Origin of the sequence: Paenibacillus sp. JQZ6Y-1 (genome assembly GCF_040719145.1) — a bacterium.
In the GTDB taxonomy this organism is placed as follows: Bacteria; Bacillota; Bacilli; order Paenibacillales; family Paenibacillaceae; genus Saccharibacillus; species Saccharibacillus kandeliae.
Window position 1 is genome coordinate 240,362 of the sequence record NZ_JBFDUZ010000001.1, and the last position, 13,179, is coordinate 253,540.

14 protein-coding genes are annotated in these 13,179 nt (G+C 48.5%); 7 read left to right on the forward strand and 7 right to left on the reverse strand.

Going from position 1 to position 13,179, the window contains the following annotated elements:
• Positions 1-38: 38 nt before the first annotated feature.
• Positions 39-1,055 (forward strand): biotin synthase BioB, encoded by a 1,017-nt coding sequence (gene bioB, locus ABXR35_RS01005; RefSeq protein ID WP_367054221.1) that lies wholly within the window; start codon positions 39-41, stop codon positions 1,053-1,055.
• 38 nt (positions 1,056-1,093) lie between these two features.
• Here the strand turns inward: bioB and ABXR35_RS01010 are convergent, their stop codons facing one another.
• From ABXR35_RS01010 to ABXR35_RS01020, 3 genes are all read right to left on the reverse strand, one after another.
• Complete coding sequence (locus tag ABXR35_RS01010; RefSeq protein ID WP_367054224.1) at positions 1,094-1,747, reverse strand: TetR/AcrR family transcriptional regulator; 654 nt, start codon at positions 1,745-1,747, stop codon at positions 1,094-1,096.
• A gap of 57 nt (positions 1,748-1,804) precedes the next feature.
• Positions 1,805-3,040, reverse strand: a complete 1,236-nt coding sequence (locus ABXR35_RS01015; RefSeq protein ID WP_367054227.1) for an MFS transporter — start codon at positions 3,038-3,040, stop codon at positions 1,805-1,807.
• A 316-nt stretch (positions 3,041-3,356) separates the two neighbouring features.
• On the reverse strand, positions 3,357-3,716 hold the full coding sequence (locus ABXR35_RS01020; RefSeq protein ID WP_367061048.1) for a carboxymuconolactone decarboxylase family protein: 360 nt from the start codon (positions 3,714-3,716) through the stop codon (positions 3,357-3,359).
• 301 nt (positions 3,717-4,017) lie between these two features.
• Between ABXR35_RS01020 and ABXR35_RS01025 the strand changes: the two genes are divergently transcribed.
• The 4 genes from ABXR35_RS01025 (at position 4,018) to ABXR35_RS01040 (ending at position 6,660) form a co-directional block, all read left to right on the forward strand.
• A complete protein-coding gene (locus tag ABXR35_RS01025) occupies positions 4,018-4,401 on the forward strand; it encodes a MerR family transcriptional regulator (protein WP_367054230.1) in 384 nt (127 codons plus the stop codon).
• A 58-nt stretch (positions 4,402-4,459) separates the two neighbouring features.
• Entirely contained in the window at positions 4,460-5,380 is a 921-nt protein-coding gene (gene cysK / locus ABXR35_RS01030; protein ID WP_367054233.1) for a cysteine synthase A, read from the forward strand.
• A 282-nt stretch (positions 5,381-5,662) separates the two neighbouring features.
• Positions 5,663-6,127 carry a MarR family transcriptional regulator gene (locus ABXR35_RS01035; RefSeq protein ID WP_367054236.1) on the forward strand — a complete coding sequence of 155 codons (465 nt, stop codon included), beginning with the start codon at positions 5,663-5,665 and terminating at the stop codon, positions 6,125-6,127.
• Positions 6,128-6,246: 119 nt separating this feature from the next.
• Positions 6,247-6,660 carry a nuclear transport factor 2 family protein gene (locus tag ABXR35_RS01040; protein ID WP_367054239.1) on the forward strand — a complete coding sequence of 138 codons (414 nt, stop codon included), beginning with the start codon at positions 6,247-6,249 and terminating at the stop codon, positions 6,658-6,660.
• Positions 6,661-6,823: 163 nt separating this feature from the next.
• Here ABXR35_RS01040 and ABXR35_RS01045 read toward each other — a convergent pair whose 3' ends face one another.
• From ABXR35_RS01045 to ABXR35_RS01060, 4 genes are all read right to left on the reverse strand, one after another.
• Positions 6,824-7,408, reverse strand: a complete 585-nt coding sequence (locus tag ABXR35_RS01045; protein ID WP_367054242.1) for a YdeI/OmpD-associated family protein — start codon at positions 7,406-7,408, stop codon at positions 6,824-6,826.
• A gap of 63 nt (positions 7,409-7,471) precedes the next feature.
• On the reverse strand, positions 7,472-8,017 hold the full coding sequence (locus ABXR35_RS01050; protein WP_367054245.1) for a DinB family protein: 546 nt from the start codon (positions 8,015-8,017) through the stop codon (positions 7,472-7,474).
• 121 nt (positions 8,018-8,138) lie between these two features.
• A complete protein-coding gene (locus tag ABXR35_RS01055) occupies positions 8,139-9,104 on the reverse strand; it encodes a helix-turn-helix transcriptional regulator (RefSeq protein ID WP_367054248.1) in 966 nt (321 codons plus the stop codon).
• A complete protein-coding gene (locus tag ABXR35_RS01060; protein WP_367054251.1) occupies positions 9,101-9,427 on the reverse strand; it encodes a hypothetical protein in 327 nt (108 codons plus the stop codon). The genes ABXR35_RS01055 and ABXR35_RS01060 overlap by 4 nt, the downstream gene beginning before the upstream one ends.
• Before the next feature lie 407 nt (positions 9,428-9,834).
• On the opposite strand from ABXR35_RS01060, the gene chvE reads away from it, so the two are divergent.
• Together chvE and mmsA are read left to right on the forward strand one after the other, a co-directional pair.
• Positions 9,835-10,935 (forward strand): multiple monosaccharide ABC transporter substrate-binding protein, encoded by a 1,101-nt coding sequence (chvE, locus tag ABXR35_RS01065; RefSeq protein WP_367054254.1) that lies wholly within the window; start codon positions 9,835-9,837, stop codon positions 10,933-10,935.
• 410 nt (positions 10,936-11,345) lie between these two features.
• On the forward strand, positions 11,346-12,887 hold the full coding sequence (gene mmsA / locus ABXR35_RS01070; RefSeq protein ID WP_367054257.1) for a multiple monosaccharide ABC transporter ATP-binding protein: 1,542 nt from the start codon (positions 11,346-11,348) through the stop codon (positions 12,885-12,887).
• Positions 12,888-13,179: the final 292 nt, after the last annotated feature.

Below are 13,179 nucleotides of genomic sequence, written 5' to 3' on the forward strand. Positions count from 1 at the left end.
ATTAAAACATAGCCTATGTTAAAGGAGTTATCGCATTGATGAATTCATCTACCATTCTCCCTACATACTGGAACGACCTTGCAGAGCAATCGTTAAGCGGCAAACCGCTATCGCATGAACAAGCGTTGTCGATGTTGCAATGTCACGACGACGAATTGCTCCCACTTATGCAGGCTGCCTACACTGTCCGCCGTCATTTTTACGGCAAAAAGGTAAAGCTCAATATGATCATCAATGCCAAAAGTGGACTATGCGCAGAGGATTGCGGCTACTGCTCGCAATCGATCGTCTCCACTGCACCTGTGCAAAAGTACAGTCTGCTGGATCGCGATACCTTGTTGGCAGGCGCGCGGGAAGCGCTGAACCGTCAGGCTGGAACATACTGCATCGTTGCTTCTGGCAGACGACCGAGTGGACGCGAGCTAGAGCAGGTGGTGGAAGCGGTCAAGGAAATCCGCGCTACCATGCCACTCAAAATCTGCGCCTGTCTTGGTTTGTTAAACGAACAGCAGGCACAGCAGCTTGCCGAAGCAGGTGTGCATCGGTACAACCACAATCTGAATACAAGCCGCGATCATTATCCATCGATTACTACCACGCACAGCTATGATCAGCGCTGTGAAACGGTGGAGCAGGTGAAGCGCAGCGGCATGTCGCCCTGCTCTGGCTTGATCGCGGGCATGGGCGAGAGTGACGACCAGTTGGTGGAGCTAGCAATGGCATTACGCGAGCTGGATGCCGACTCGATTCCGGTGAATTTTCTAAATCCCATTGCTGGAACACCACTCGCACATCGTCCGCACACACCAGCGATGAGAGGATTGCGCATCTTGGCGATGCTACGCTTGATGTGTCCATCGAAGGAAATTCGGGTTGCCGGAGGACGGGAATTGAATCTGCGTACCTTGCAGCCGTTGGCGCTGTACGCCGCCAATTCGATCTTTGTTGGCGACTATTTGACCACACCCGGACAGGAGGCGGCGCTGGATTATCAGATGATTGAGGATCTAGGGTTTGAGATTGAACACAATGCGCTTGCAGATCAGGCAGAGTGAGTGGAGAAGGCGACCGTTCCCATCTTACTTTACCATGCTCATGATGGCTTCATCGCTACATAATCCAGCAGCATCTTCACAACGGGCTGCACAACCACATCACCGTCCCGATGGTCTTGCAGCTTCGGTGTAGATGTCATGCTCACACGTTGCAGCACGCCCATGACCGTTTGGAAAATAAGTACCCCGGCATGGGATACATCCAGTTGTGGATTCAGCGAACCATCGCGTACGCCCTGTTCCAATGCATCATGCAAAAAGCCCCGCCCCGTTCCATGCTGCACAAATTGCTCATAGCGCTGCCGCAGGTCGTCATCGACCTGCATTTGTCCATAATACAGATCGAACAGCGCTATGAAGCGCAGCTGTTGTCCATGAATAAGCGCATAGTCTACCCATGCCTGCAAAATGTTCGCCAGTCGATCACGCCCATTGGTCTGCGGCAGATCGCTGGCAGTCAGCAGGTCGGTCATATCACGCAAAATGTGCATTTGCACATCGAATACGAGTTCATTCATATCACGAAAATGCTTATAAAAGGTCACCCGACTAATGCCTGCCTTGTCGCATACATCCTTGACCGTAATATCTGGGAAATTCTGCTGCAAAAATAATTCTGCCCCCGCCTGCACCAGCTCGTCACGATTGTGATTGCGTAGCTGCTGATGCCATGTTTCCTGTTGTTGCTTCATGTATCATTCCTCCAAGGCGTACCATATTATATAGAGCACATCCATGCCCGCACCATACTATGAATCCGAACGATCTGCATAGGTCTGCGTAGTCTCAACAGACGATGATCTGTCCTTGTTACGCGTTAACAGCAGCGCTGCCAGCAAAACAATTGCCCCAATCATATACGGCAGCCCGATCCGGTAATCAAATAATGTACCTGCTACAATCGGTCCAGCAATATTGCCGATGCTGCCATACGTCGTATTCAGCCCAGCGACGAACCCCTGCTCATCATCTCGTGCATGATTCGCCAGCAACGTGTTCACCGTCGGACGCAAAAAGGCATTAAATGCAAAAAACAACGATGATACCGCTAGCAAATACCACAAGTTTACCGGAATCAGCATCAACACGAGCGCCACTGCCGTCATAATCAGCGACAGCCGAATGAGCCGTGATTCGCCAATGCGACGAATGACTTTATCCAGCGCCCAGATTTGCACTGCGATCCCGATGACTGCGCCCAATGTAATAATGATCGCAATCTGTGCGGATGTGAAGCTATATTGCTGCTCTACATAGAGTGCATATACCGTTTCGTAATTGACCAGCCCGAACGTCATGACGAGAATCAGCAGCAAATAACGGAAATACGGAGTGTGAAACGACGACACCAGCTGCGATACCATCGACGGCGTTGCCTGCTGACCGCGAAGCTGCTGCGTCCGACGTTCCGGCGGCAATGTTTCCTTGAGCAGCAGTGTCATCACCGTCGCGACCAGTCCCAGCGCTGCGGCGACTAGATAGGGAACACGAATGCCATATTGCGCAATGATACCGCCAATCCCCGGACCAAGTACCATGCCCAGATTCATCGCTGCGCTGAGATACCCCATGCCTTTGGCACGTGTCGTATTGGTCGTCACATCCGCTACATACGCCAGCACCGACGGCACCATAATGCCCAGACCGATCCCGCCGATAAAGCGTGCCATGTATAGCGATGGCAAGTTGTACGATACCGCAAACATATAATCTGAGATCACCGTTAGGAACAGCCCGGAAAGAATCATTTTTTTACGTCCATAGCGATCCGACATGCGACCGCCAATTGGGGAAAAGATAAACTGTGCCGCCCCGAACGCCGCGATCATATACCCTGCCGCTGTACCCGCCGCATCAAACTGCTTCAAGTATTCCGGTAAAATCGGAATAACCATCCCTTGACCAAGTAAAGCGATAAACAGATTCAGCATTAAAATCCCAAGTGGAAAGCCACTTCCGGCTTGTAAGGAAGGCGATTTTGTCATGAATAATAAGCTCCTTCTAAAGGTTTACACATCGTAAACGTTAACAGTATGTAAATAATTATAAAGGATCTATTTTGAAAATGTAAAGGATATTCAGCGACTGATCACAGCAGATATGAGATCAACAACAATCTGCCGTACTCAGCGGCAGCATGGAGTACGGCAGATTGCATATGGTATATCGAATTTACGTAGGGCATATCGGATGATGATGGTTACTATGAGAACGTCTACACCTTTGAATATGTCTATCTAGGAAAGTGAGCGCCTTGAACGATTCGTAAGCTATACTTCGTTCGGACGATTTGATAAAAGATTACGATTGTTCCACTGGCAGCAATCCACGTTCATCAAATACCTGTTTCGCAACCGCTATCGCATTCAGCACCTTCGGAAAACCAGTATACGGAGAGCAGTGCATCAGCGCTTCTACAATCTCAGCAGGTGTCAATCCGACATTGAGCGAAGCATTCAAATGCACATGTAACTGCGCTTCACAGCCGCCTTGTGTGGTAAGCGAGGAGATGGTTACGAGCTGGCGCTGGCGTGCGTCAAGTGTATCCCGTGAATACATATCACCAAACGCATACTCGATCACATACCGCCCCAGATCGGGTGCGATCTCTTGTAGCGAAGCAATCACTCGCTCGCCTGCTTGTCCGTCAATCTCACGCAATTTGTTCCAACCACGCTCATATCGCTTGTTATCACTGGATGGAACAGTAGCATCGTTGGTTGAGGTTGGAGTGGAATCGGTAGTAGAGATGGGCTTATCGTTGAAATCGGCTGTTTGGGAAATAGGGTTTGTCATTGCAATCATCCTCCTGAAATGTTCACGAATATAATGCGGGTAAATCATCGTTTCTTTACTTGTTTGGGTAAATAGAGGCGGGTCTGCGTCCTACCAAATCAGCATATCGCTTTGAGCGCGCTCAAAGGCAAGCATGAATTTCGCAGCAGTATGGTATAGTAACCATATGGAAAAGTCACTGAACATACAGCAAATGGTAGACATGACTGGATTAAGCGCACATACGCTGCGCTATTACGAACGAATTGGATTGCTACGCAATATCGAACGAAACGCCCAAGGGCATCGCATATACGCGGCGCAGGATGTAGCATGGGTAGAGTTTCTGCTTCGTTTGCGCGATACCGGCATGAATATCGCAGGTATGCAGCGCTTTGCTGAATTACGCAGTCAAGGCGATGCGACAGCAAGCGAGCGTCGGCAGATGCTGGAGCAGCATGAGCTGCAACTACAGCAGCAGTTGGCGTCATTGCAGGATCATTTACACAATATTGGAGACAAAATTCAATACTATCGTCAACTCGAACAGCAGAGTGTGCGACAAACATAGCCTCATTGTCGCCATGTATACCATACACAAAGTAAACAGAATCAAAGGAGTCGTATTCATGACCAGCAAAGTAGTACAACATATTAGCGAACTTGTCGGCGATACGCCGGTATTGAAATTAAACCGTATCACGTCGCCGGAATGGGCAGATGTATATGTCAAATTGGAGTATTTTAACCCTAGCGGTAGCGTCAAGGATCGTGCTGCGCTGAACCTGATCATCGAAGCGGAAAAGTCGGGTGACTTGAAGCCCGGCAGTACCATCATCGAACCGACCAGCGGCAATACGGGAATCGGACTGGCGATGAACGCTGCTGCGCGTGGTTACGGTGCAATCCTCATCATGCCAGATAATATGTCACAGGAGCGCATCAGCATCCTCAAAGCCTACGGCGCACAGGTCGTATTAACACCTGCCGCCGAAAAAATGCCCGGTGCGATTCGCAAGGCAGAGCAGCTGCTAACGGAGATTCCGAACAGCTATATGCCGCGCCAATTCGATAATCCTGCCAATGCAGATGCGCATCGTCATACGACAGCGCTGGAGATCTTAGAGCAGATGGAAGGGAAGCTGGATACGTTTGTTGCCTCCGCAGGTACAGGCGGGACGATTACGGGAACAGGGGAAACGCTACGCGATCATTTGCCGTATGTACGCATTATGGTCGTCGAGCCGAAAGGCTCTCCCGTTCTGTCCGGTGGTCAACCCGGTCCGCACAAGCTTGTCGGCACTAGCCCGGGCTTTGTTCCGTCGATTCTGAACACGTCGATCTATGATGAGATTGTACAGGTGGCGGATGAGGATGCAATCTCTATGATGAAGGAGCTGGCGCGAACCGAAGGATTGCTGCTTGGACCTTCTTCGGCGGCGACGGTATGGACGGCAGTGCAGGAAGCAAAGCGGCTAGGAGCAGGGAAGAAGGTACTTTGTATTGCCCCAGACAATGGCGAGCGGTATCTGAGTATGGATTTGATTTGACCCGCTAGAAAAGCACATATGATCCTATTCATATGAAGTAGTAACTATAGATGAGTGAACAGTAGCTCATCATCAAACTGTATAGTTATCTTGAACGATAGCAAGTCAGCTTGCCCATCCATGGATGTTCTAATCATGTGGATGAGCAAACTGGCTTATTTTCATTTATATAGTGAAAGCATGGGCAGGCAGGACAAGAGGATTCCAACAGTACAATTGACAACTATATAATTAACCAGTAAACTAAAATTATTAACCGGTTAATTATTGGAGGATATCTTGATGGATGCGACACAGAAACAAGCATTTCAAGCGGTAGAGCAGCTATTGCTCAAGCGTGAGCAAAATGTGCAGAGGCAACAGCAGCTGGCTGAACAAATGGCAGCAGAAATGGAGGTTGCTTCTCACAAGTGGACCATTACCCAGCTTCATTTGCTCTCGATTTTACAGACACAGGGCGAGGTCAATAATATGTATTTGGCTGAGCAATTACGTATTTCACGACCAGCCGTTACCAAGGCGACAGCGATTCTACTCAAGCATGAACTGATTCGGGAAGTACGTAGACCGAACAATCTGAAAGAAGTCTATTATGCGCTTACTCCAGCAGGCGAGCAGCTTGCTACAATTCACGAGCGACTGCATAACCGTTTGTTAGAGCAATACGAGCAGCTGTTTAGTCAGTTTGACGAGTCAGAATTAACTACGATTATTCGATTTTTGCATGCGTGGGCAGCGTATATATGATGACGTCGATATTTGATGTTTCGATAATGCTAGCATCTGATTCTGCTCAAATGTTTGCAGCTGTACAGTTCGAATGAAGCGCAAGAATCATAATGTTCCGATCAATGGAGGATGATACAATGAACGAACAATTGAGCAAATCCGAAGCACTGGCATTTTTAAATACAATGTATCGTGATGTAGTTATTGGTATGGATGATACATGTATTGATCAGTATTTTGCCGCTGACTATGTACAGGTTACCGATGGTGTACGTAGTAATCTAGATGAGTTTAAGCATCATGTTCGTATGCTACGGAAAGAGGTGCAGTCGATTGCAATTTCACCATTTACGCATTATGCCTATGACGAGGCTATACAGACAGCCACCCTCCGCTATATCGTCGATGTAGAGAAGAAGAACGGCAAACGTGGGCAGGTAGAGTTAATAGCGATTTTTGAGTTACAAGGTGAGCAGGTACTACGTTGTCATGAGCTATCGTCTTCACTAGATCAAGCTGATGATTTTCACGATATTGCTAGCTTGAGTTGATCGTAGATTCCTTTTCACTATGTTCTCTTTAGACGTAAACGAAGCACCGCTCAGTATTGTTTCTTTAGATGTACATTGCGTACCATAGTTATAAACGTAAACAATACCATCTATACAAGAAAGCCCGCCAACCCTGCATACATACAAGGTTGGCGGGCTTCTTTTAATCTTGATTGTCCTGTTCATTCCATAATCGTCCATGATCATGCCATTGCCCGTACATCCGGTTTACCCGCGTCTGCTTGATGAATGTATCCAGTCTGCGAGCGAATAAATCGGGCTGGTGGCGGACATTTTGAATGTTATCGATCCGTATTCTGCGATACAGTTCAGGCATAGTGATAAAATTTGCATATACCTCAGGCTCACGCTGTAGCCACTCCATAATCTCTGCATCCACCACGAAATGCTCAATGTCCATATCAGGCAGCACCCGTCGTCCAGCTGGCGTCATCTGTCCGAGCCGTTCCAGTCGGCGGACACGCTCCTTATTCAGCTCTGTCCATGAGCTGTTGCGCCGTCTTGGTGACATCCGTTGCGCTAAGATTCCGTCAGGTGTTTTCTTTTTCACGCCATCGATCCAGCCAAAGCATAGCGCTTCTTCTACCGCATCGAGGTAAAGGAGCACACCATCCGTAGCCTTGATACTAACAGCGATCCAGCAATAGTCGGTATCCTCATGATGCTGATATAGCCATTCGCGCCATTCCGCTCGTGAGGTGACCGATAACATGGGTTCTGTAGACATGTGGGGTGGTTCCTTTCCGCGATTTGTTCAGATGTATTTGGCTAGTATTGGGAGCATATTGGGCTAGGAAATGGATTGATTATGGGTAGTTGTAGGATTCGCTTGCTGTGGCTGTTGATAGAGGTACAGGATATAATCGTTCATCACAGAAGGATATCCAAGCTGTCGTAGCATGGTTGTAATATTCCCACGATGATACGTACCATGGTTTACCAGATGCAGCACCAACTCTTCCAGTGATAGCTCGCGCATCCCAGCATACGGATTGTTCACGACAATCTTTTGCGACAAATCGGTCTGATTGCTCCATTGTGCATACTGCTGCGCCTGCTCGGTAAGGCGAGCCGTACATTCGGACAAGTCCCATTCGCTGCCGAGTGGTAGTAACGGCTGGCTCTGCTCTAATGCTTCTGGCATCTCTGTTCCATTCAGCACCAGATACCACATATGATCGACCGCATACAGATGACCAAGTGTAGCCGAGATGGTAGGGTAGGAGCTTAGTGTCTCTTCGTGAAATACAGAAGCAGGCAGCTCCTGTAGGCGTGCCAAAAGGGTTTCATTTGCCCAGTGATGATAACGTAGCATATTGCTGGTTGTACTATTCATAGATCAGCTCTCCTTTGGATATGTAGAATGAATAACCATTTACAAATCGAGTGTAGCAAAGGAAGTATGACAACAGACTGTCATACTTGCGAAGTGTATCGATGAATTTTGAAAAGGGACATTAAAGGAGGTTCAGCTCATCTTGCTCATAGCGCTCCAGCATCTGATAGAGCTTCTGCTTCATCGTCGCGCGTATTTCTGGCGGATATAACACCTCGGCGTTCTCACCCAAGCTAAGCAGTATGCCATATAGCCATTTCGTTTGCTTCGACTGCTGAATGTGGATGCGAATGGTCATGCTTCCATCGGAGTGGAATTGACGCTCGGCGTGCTGAAAATGATCCAGCGCATAGGCAAGTGCTTCCTGATTGATGCGAATAACAACCTCTATATTCGTATGGGGCAGTGATTGCTCTGGCTGTAAGGAAGTGGATTGTCGTTCTGTATTCGGAGCTGTATACGCTACGGCTTCATGCTGTCGTATCGTAAAATGCTCCTTCCTTAGCACCGTATCCAGCATGCGCGATAATCGGAATTCGCGCACACTTTGCCGGGAGCGGCAATAGCCAGCTACATACCATGCCCCGTATTTAAAATAAATCTGATTCGGCTCTAGCTCACGAGTTGTGCGTTCATTGTTGGCATTGATGTAGTCAAACTGCACGACCTGCTGCTCGGCAATCGCTTGGCGGAGTAGCTGTAACAGAAGGGTGTTTGTATGATACGACTGAAAATTAATGTCCAGCCGTGGCATCTGCTGTACCGGCTCGATACTTTGCAATCGGTCAATCGTGCTCTGCACCTGCGTATCTTCGAACATCGTGGACAGACTATGCAGCACCGTCACCAGCGAAGCGACATCATGCGAACCGAGTAGACTTTTATCCAGCTTGTAGCCGTCGATCATCCCGTATCCACCCTGACTCCCCTGATGCGAAATAACCGGAAAACCTGCTGCCCCGATCACATCCATATCGCGATAAATCGTCCGCGGCGATACGCCATATTCCTCTGCCAGCACCGTGGCAGATACAACTTCATGATTGAGTAGCTTGTAAATAATGGAGATGAGACGCTCCAGTTTCATGGTGAATTCCTCCTTTCCTCGCATTCGTTTGTATCTGAAGACACGAGTAATTGCTGTAACGCATATCCATCCTTGATACCTTGCTCATACATAGTAGATTCGGCGAGTGATCTTAGACTGGTCATGATGTCGCTATATTCAATCAAAGCTGCTTTTGATTCCGCTAACGTCCAATCGTGAAGCGACAACTCTACAATAGATTGAAAATGAACATCGCAATCCAGACTCAGTTTTCGATATTCTTCCTTTTGCCACAGTATCTTCTCATGGATATCTGCCATTCGCAAGGAAAGCATTTGATCATAACTCTGTTTCATGTTCATGAAAGATCCCCTTTCGTATGTATTCCGTTCATCTGCATACCGATTTGCCTTAGGCAACCGATCAGTAGTGCTTCTTTGATCATACATGGCTTGTATTTTTCAATACACAATGTAGACGTTTGGTTCGATAGAGCGAAGTAGATCTTCGACTTCACGAATGCAATGTACGACAATGCCAACATATCGTTTCGTTTTGAAGCAATTAAGTCCGATTTTTATAAAAAAGGTCAAATAAACGAAAAGACAGCCATCCATCACCAATGCTATCTTATTTAAAGAAAGCGTTACCAAACCATCGCAACCGGCAAAACCGACCGATACATATTTTCCTTTCATCCGGTTCTGCCATCTCAACCAACCATCTCAAACCGTGCCGTTCAAGCACATATACGAAAGGAGCATCCGTAATGAAAAGGGGACTAATCCTACTGCTGATCGCCGCGATGATGATCACACTCAGCGCCTGTAATCTGGCAGAAAGCAGCGTCGGCAGCAGTGAGAAAGGCTACGTCGGTATCGCCATGCCGACCAAATCGTCAGCACGTTGGGTAGCGGACGGACAGAACATGGTGAAGCTGTTCCAGTCCAAAGGATACAAAACCGATCTTCAGTACGCTGAGGATGTCGTCGAAAATCAAATTTCCCAAATTGAGAACATGATCACCAAGCAGGTCGATGTGATCGTGGTCGCTGCCATTGACGGCAACACACTGACCGACGTCATCGGTAAAGCGCACGCGCAAGGCATTCAGGTCATTTCGTATGACCGACTCATCATGAACACGCCATACCTAAGCTACTACGCCACTTTTGACAACTTCAAGGTCGGCGTGCTGCAAGCGTCTTATATCGAGAAAAAGCTCGGACTCGACAAAGGTAAAGGTCCGTTCAACATCGAACTGTTCGGCGGATCGCCAGATGACAACAACGCCTACTTCTTCTTTAACGGCGCGATGTCTGTTCTACAGCCATATATCGATTCCGGTAAACTCGTCATCCAGAGTAAGCAGACCACCATGGCACAGATCGCCACCCTACGGTGGGACGGCTCACTCGCTCAAGCGAGGATGGACAACCTGCTCAGCGCCTACTACGGCAGTCAGAAGCTCGACGCCGTATTGTCACCATATGACGGCATCAGCATCGGGATCATCTCATCCCTCAAAGGCGTAGGCTACGGCTCCGCCGACAAACCGCTGCCGATCATTACCGGACAAGACGCCGAACTCGCATCCATCAAATCCATCGTCGCCGGCGAACAAACGCAAACTATTTTCAAAGACACACGCAAACTCGCCGAAAAAACCGTCGGCATGGTCGACAGCATCCTGCAAGGCAAACAAGCCGAAGTCAACGACACCAAAACCTACAACAACAACGTAATGGTCGTCCCAGCCTACCTGCTCGACCCAGTATCCGTCGACAAAGACAACGTCAAACAAGAAATCATCGGCAGCAACTACTACACCGAACAAGAAGTCTACGGCGACAACGCACCAACCAATTAAATCAAAACCAATCATCACCACAACTATATAAACAAACAAATTCCTAACCAACATCTCATTCAAAACCCCAACATCTTAAGTACGAAATAAGTGAACAATCCAATAATCACTGTGCATTAAGTCCAAATCATCAACCTAAAATCACTCAAAACTCAAAGTTCGTTAGGTTTTAAATCTCTTAAATCTCTCAACCCTGCCCCGCGCAGAAAACGGCATGGATGCCTTTGCACAGAGCGGAGGGAAGGGAATTGGGGAAAAGGACGACCTTGGAGCTGCGGGAATCTTCATTTTCACCTAATCCAAAAGATTCCCGCGGCTCCACCGGAGTCCGTTCCCCAATCCCTTCCCATAGCGGTCTGCTGCAACAGCACCCAAGCCACCCCTTCAAGCCAACTGAAAGGAGCGCCACCATGGACAACATCATCCTAGAAATGAAAGGCATCACCAAAACATTTCCCGGTGTCAAAGCACTGGAAAACGTCAACCTTCAAGTGCGCAAAGGCGAGATTCACGCCCTCTGCGGCGAGAATGGTGCCGGTAAATCGACCCTGATGAAAGTACTCAGCGGCGTATACGGCTACGGCAGCTACGACGGCGACATTATGTTCGAGGGCAAAACCTGCCAATTCAAAAACATCAAGGACAGCGAAGAACTCGGCATCGTCATTATCCACCAAGAGCTAGCGCTAATCCCTTACCTGTCCATCGCCGAGAACATCTTCCTTGGTAACGAACGCAAAAAGGGCGCCGTCATCGACTGGAACGAAACGATGCAGCGGACGCAAGAATTGCTGAATAAAGTCGGTCTGAGCGAACCGCCAAGTACGCTTGTGACCAACATCGGTGTCGGCAAGCAGCAGCTGGTCGAAATCGCCAAAGCCTTTTCCAAAAAAGTAAAACTGCTCATCTTGGACGAGCCAACCGCAGCGTTGAACGAGGACGATAGTGAAAACCTGCTGGAACTGCTACTCGGCTTCAAAAGTCAAGGCATTTCCTGCATCATCATCTCTCATAAACTGAACGAAATTTCCAAAGTTGCTGATTCCGTCACCATCCTGCGTGATGGGAAAACGATTGAGACGTTGGATATGAAAAAGGACAGCGTTACCGAAGACCGCATCATTAGCGGCATGGTTGGACGCGATCTGACCAACCGTTATCCAGAACGCCAGCCGAAAATCGGCGACGTAACGCTTGAAGTGCGCGATTGGAATGTCTTCCATGAGCAGCACGCCGACCGACAAGTGATCCATAATGCAAACCTGAACCTGCGACGCGGCGAAATCGTCGGTATCGCCGGGCTGATGGGCTCCGGTCGCACCGAGTTGGCGATGAGCATTTTCGGCAAATCGTATGGTAAAAACATATCCGGCACCTTGATCAAAAACGGTCAAGAAATCCGCAACAATGACGTCACCCAAGCGATCAAAAACGGTTTCGCCTACGTTACCGAAGACCGTAAAAACTACGGTCTGATCCTGCTGGACGACATTAAGCGCAACATTTCCCTGACCGGCTTGGAGAAACTGTCCAAATCCAGCGTCGTCAACGAACATGAGGAAGTTCTCGTCGCCGAAGACATGCGCGGTCAAATGAAGATCAAAACGCCAAACATTCTGCAAAAAACAAGCAACCTAAGCGGCGGTAATCAGCAAAAAGTCGTACTAGGCAAATGGATCTTCTCCGGTCCCGACATCCTAATCCTCGACGAACCAACCCGAGGCATCGACGTCGGCGCCAAATACGAAATCTACACCATCATCAACCGCCTAGCCGACGAAGGCAAAAGCGTACTGGTCATCTCATCCGAACTCCCAGAAATCCTAGGCATCTGCGACCGCATCTACGTCATGAACGCCGGCCGCATCACCGGCGAAGTCACCAAAGCCGAAGCCACCCAAGAAAAACTAATGATGTACATGACCAAAGAAAAAGCCAAAACCGAAGCCTAACACCAAATCCCTTAATCAATCAAACTGCTACCCCCCCGTTTGGAGGGCACTGAGTATTGCAACGCACGGAGCGGAGGGAAGGGAATTGGGGAAAAGGACGACTTCTAGTGTTTGTGATTTTCAAACACGGGGTCCAATGAAAAGTGATTTTTGCGCAAGCAAAATATCTTACCGCTTTGGAGCTACGAGAATCTTCATTAACACCTAATCCAAAAGATTCTCGTAGCTCCACCGGAGTCCGTTCCCCAATCCCTTCCGGCAGCGTTCCCCGCGCGATGCACAACCCCATGCC

Excerpts from the sequence above, each read along its gene's own strand:
- bioB (WP_367054221.1), top strand. The coding sequence starts at position 39 with ATGAATTCATCTACCATTCTCCCTACATACTGGAACGACCTTGCAGAG.
- ABXR35_RS01010 (WP_367054224.1), bottom strand. The coding sequence starts at position 1,747 with ATGAAGCAACAACAGGAAACATGGCATCAGCAGCTACGCAATCACAAT.
- ABXR35_RS01015 (WP_367054227.1), bottom strand. The coding sequence starts at position 3,040 with ATGACAAAATCGCCTTCCTTACAAGCCGGAAGTGGCTTTCCACTTGGG.
- ABXR35_RS01025 (WP_367054230.1), top strand. The coding sequence starts at position 4,018 with ATGGAAAAGTCACTGAACATACAGCAAATGGTAGACATGACTGGATTA.
- cysK (WP_367054233.1), top strand. The coding sequence starts at position 4,460 with ATGACCAGCAAAGTAGTACAACATATTAGCGAACTTGTCGGCGATACG.
- ABXR35_RS01035 (WP_367054236.1), top strand. The coding sequence starts at position 5,663 with ATGGATGCGACACAGAAACAAGCATTTCAAGCGGTAGAGCAGCTATTG.
- ABXR35_RS01040 (WP_367054239.1), top strand. The coding sequence starts at position 6,247 with ATGAACGAACAATTGAGCAAATCCGAAGCACTGGCATTTTTAAATACA.
- ABXR35_RS01045 (WP_367054242.1), bottom strand. The coding sequence starts at position 7,408 with ATGTCTACAGAACCCATGTTATCGGTCACCTCACGAGCGGAATGGCGC.
- ABXR35_RS01050 (WP_367054245.1), bottom strand. The coding sequence starts at position 8,017 with ATGAATAGTACAACCAGCAATATGCTACGTTATCATCACTGGGCAAAT.
- ABXR35_RS01055 (WP_367054248.1), bottom strand. The coding sequence starts at position 9,104 with ATGAAACTGGAGCGTCTCATCTCCATTATTTACAAGCTACTCAATCAT.
- ABXR35_RS01060 (WP_367054251.1), bottom strand. The coding sequence starts at position 9,427 with ATGAACATGAAACAGAGTTATGATCAAATGCTTTCCTTGCGAATGGCA.
- chvE (WP_367054254.1), top strand. The coding sequence starts at position 9,835 with ATGAAAAGGGGACTAATCCTACTGCTGATCGCCGCGATGATGATCACA.
- mmsA (WP_367054257.1), top strand. The coding sequence starts at position 11,346 with ATGGACAACATCATCCTAGAAATGAAAGGCATCACCAAAACATTTCCC.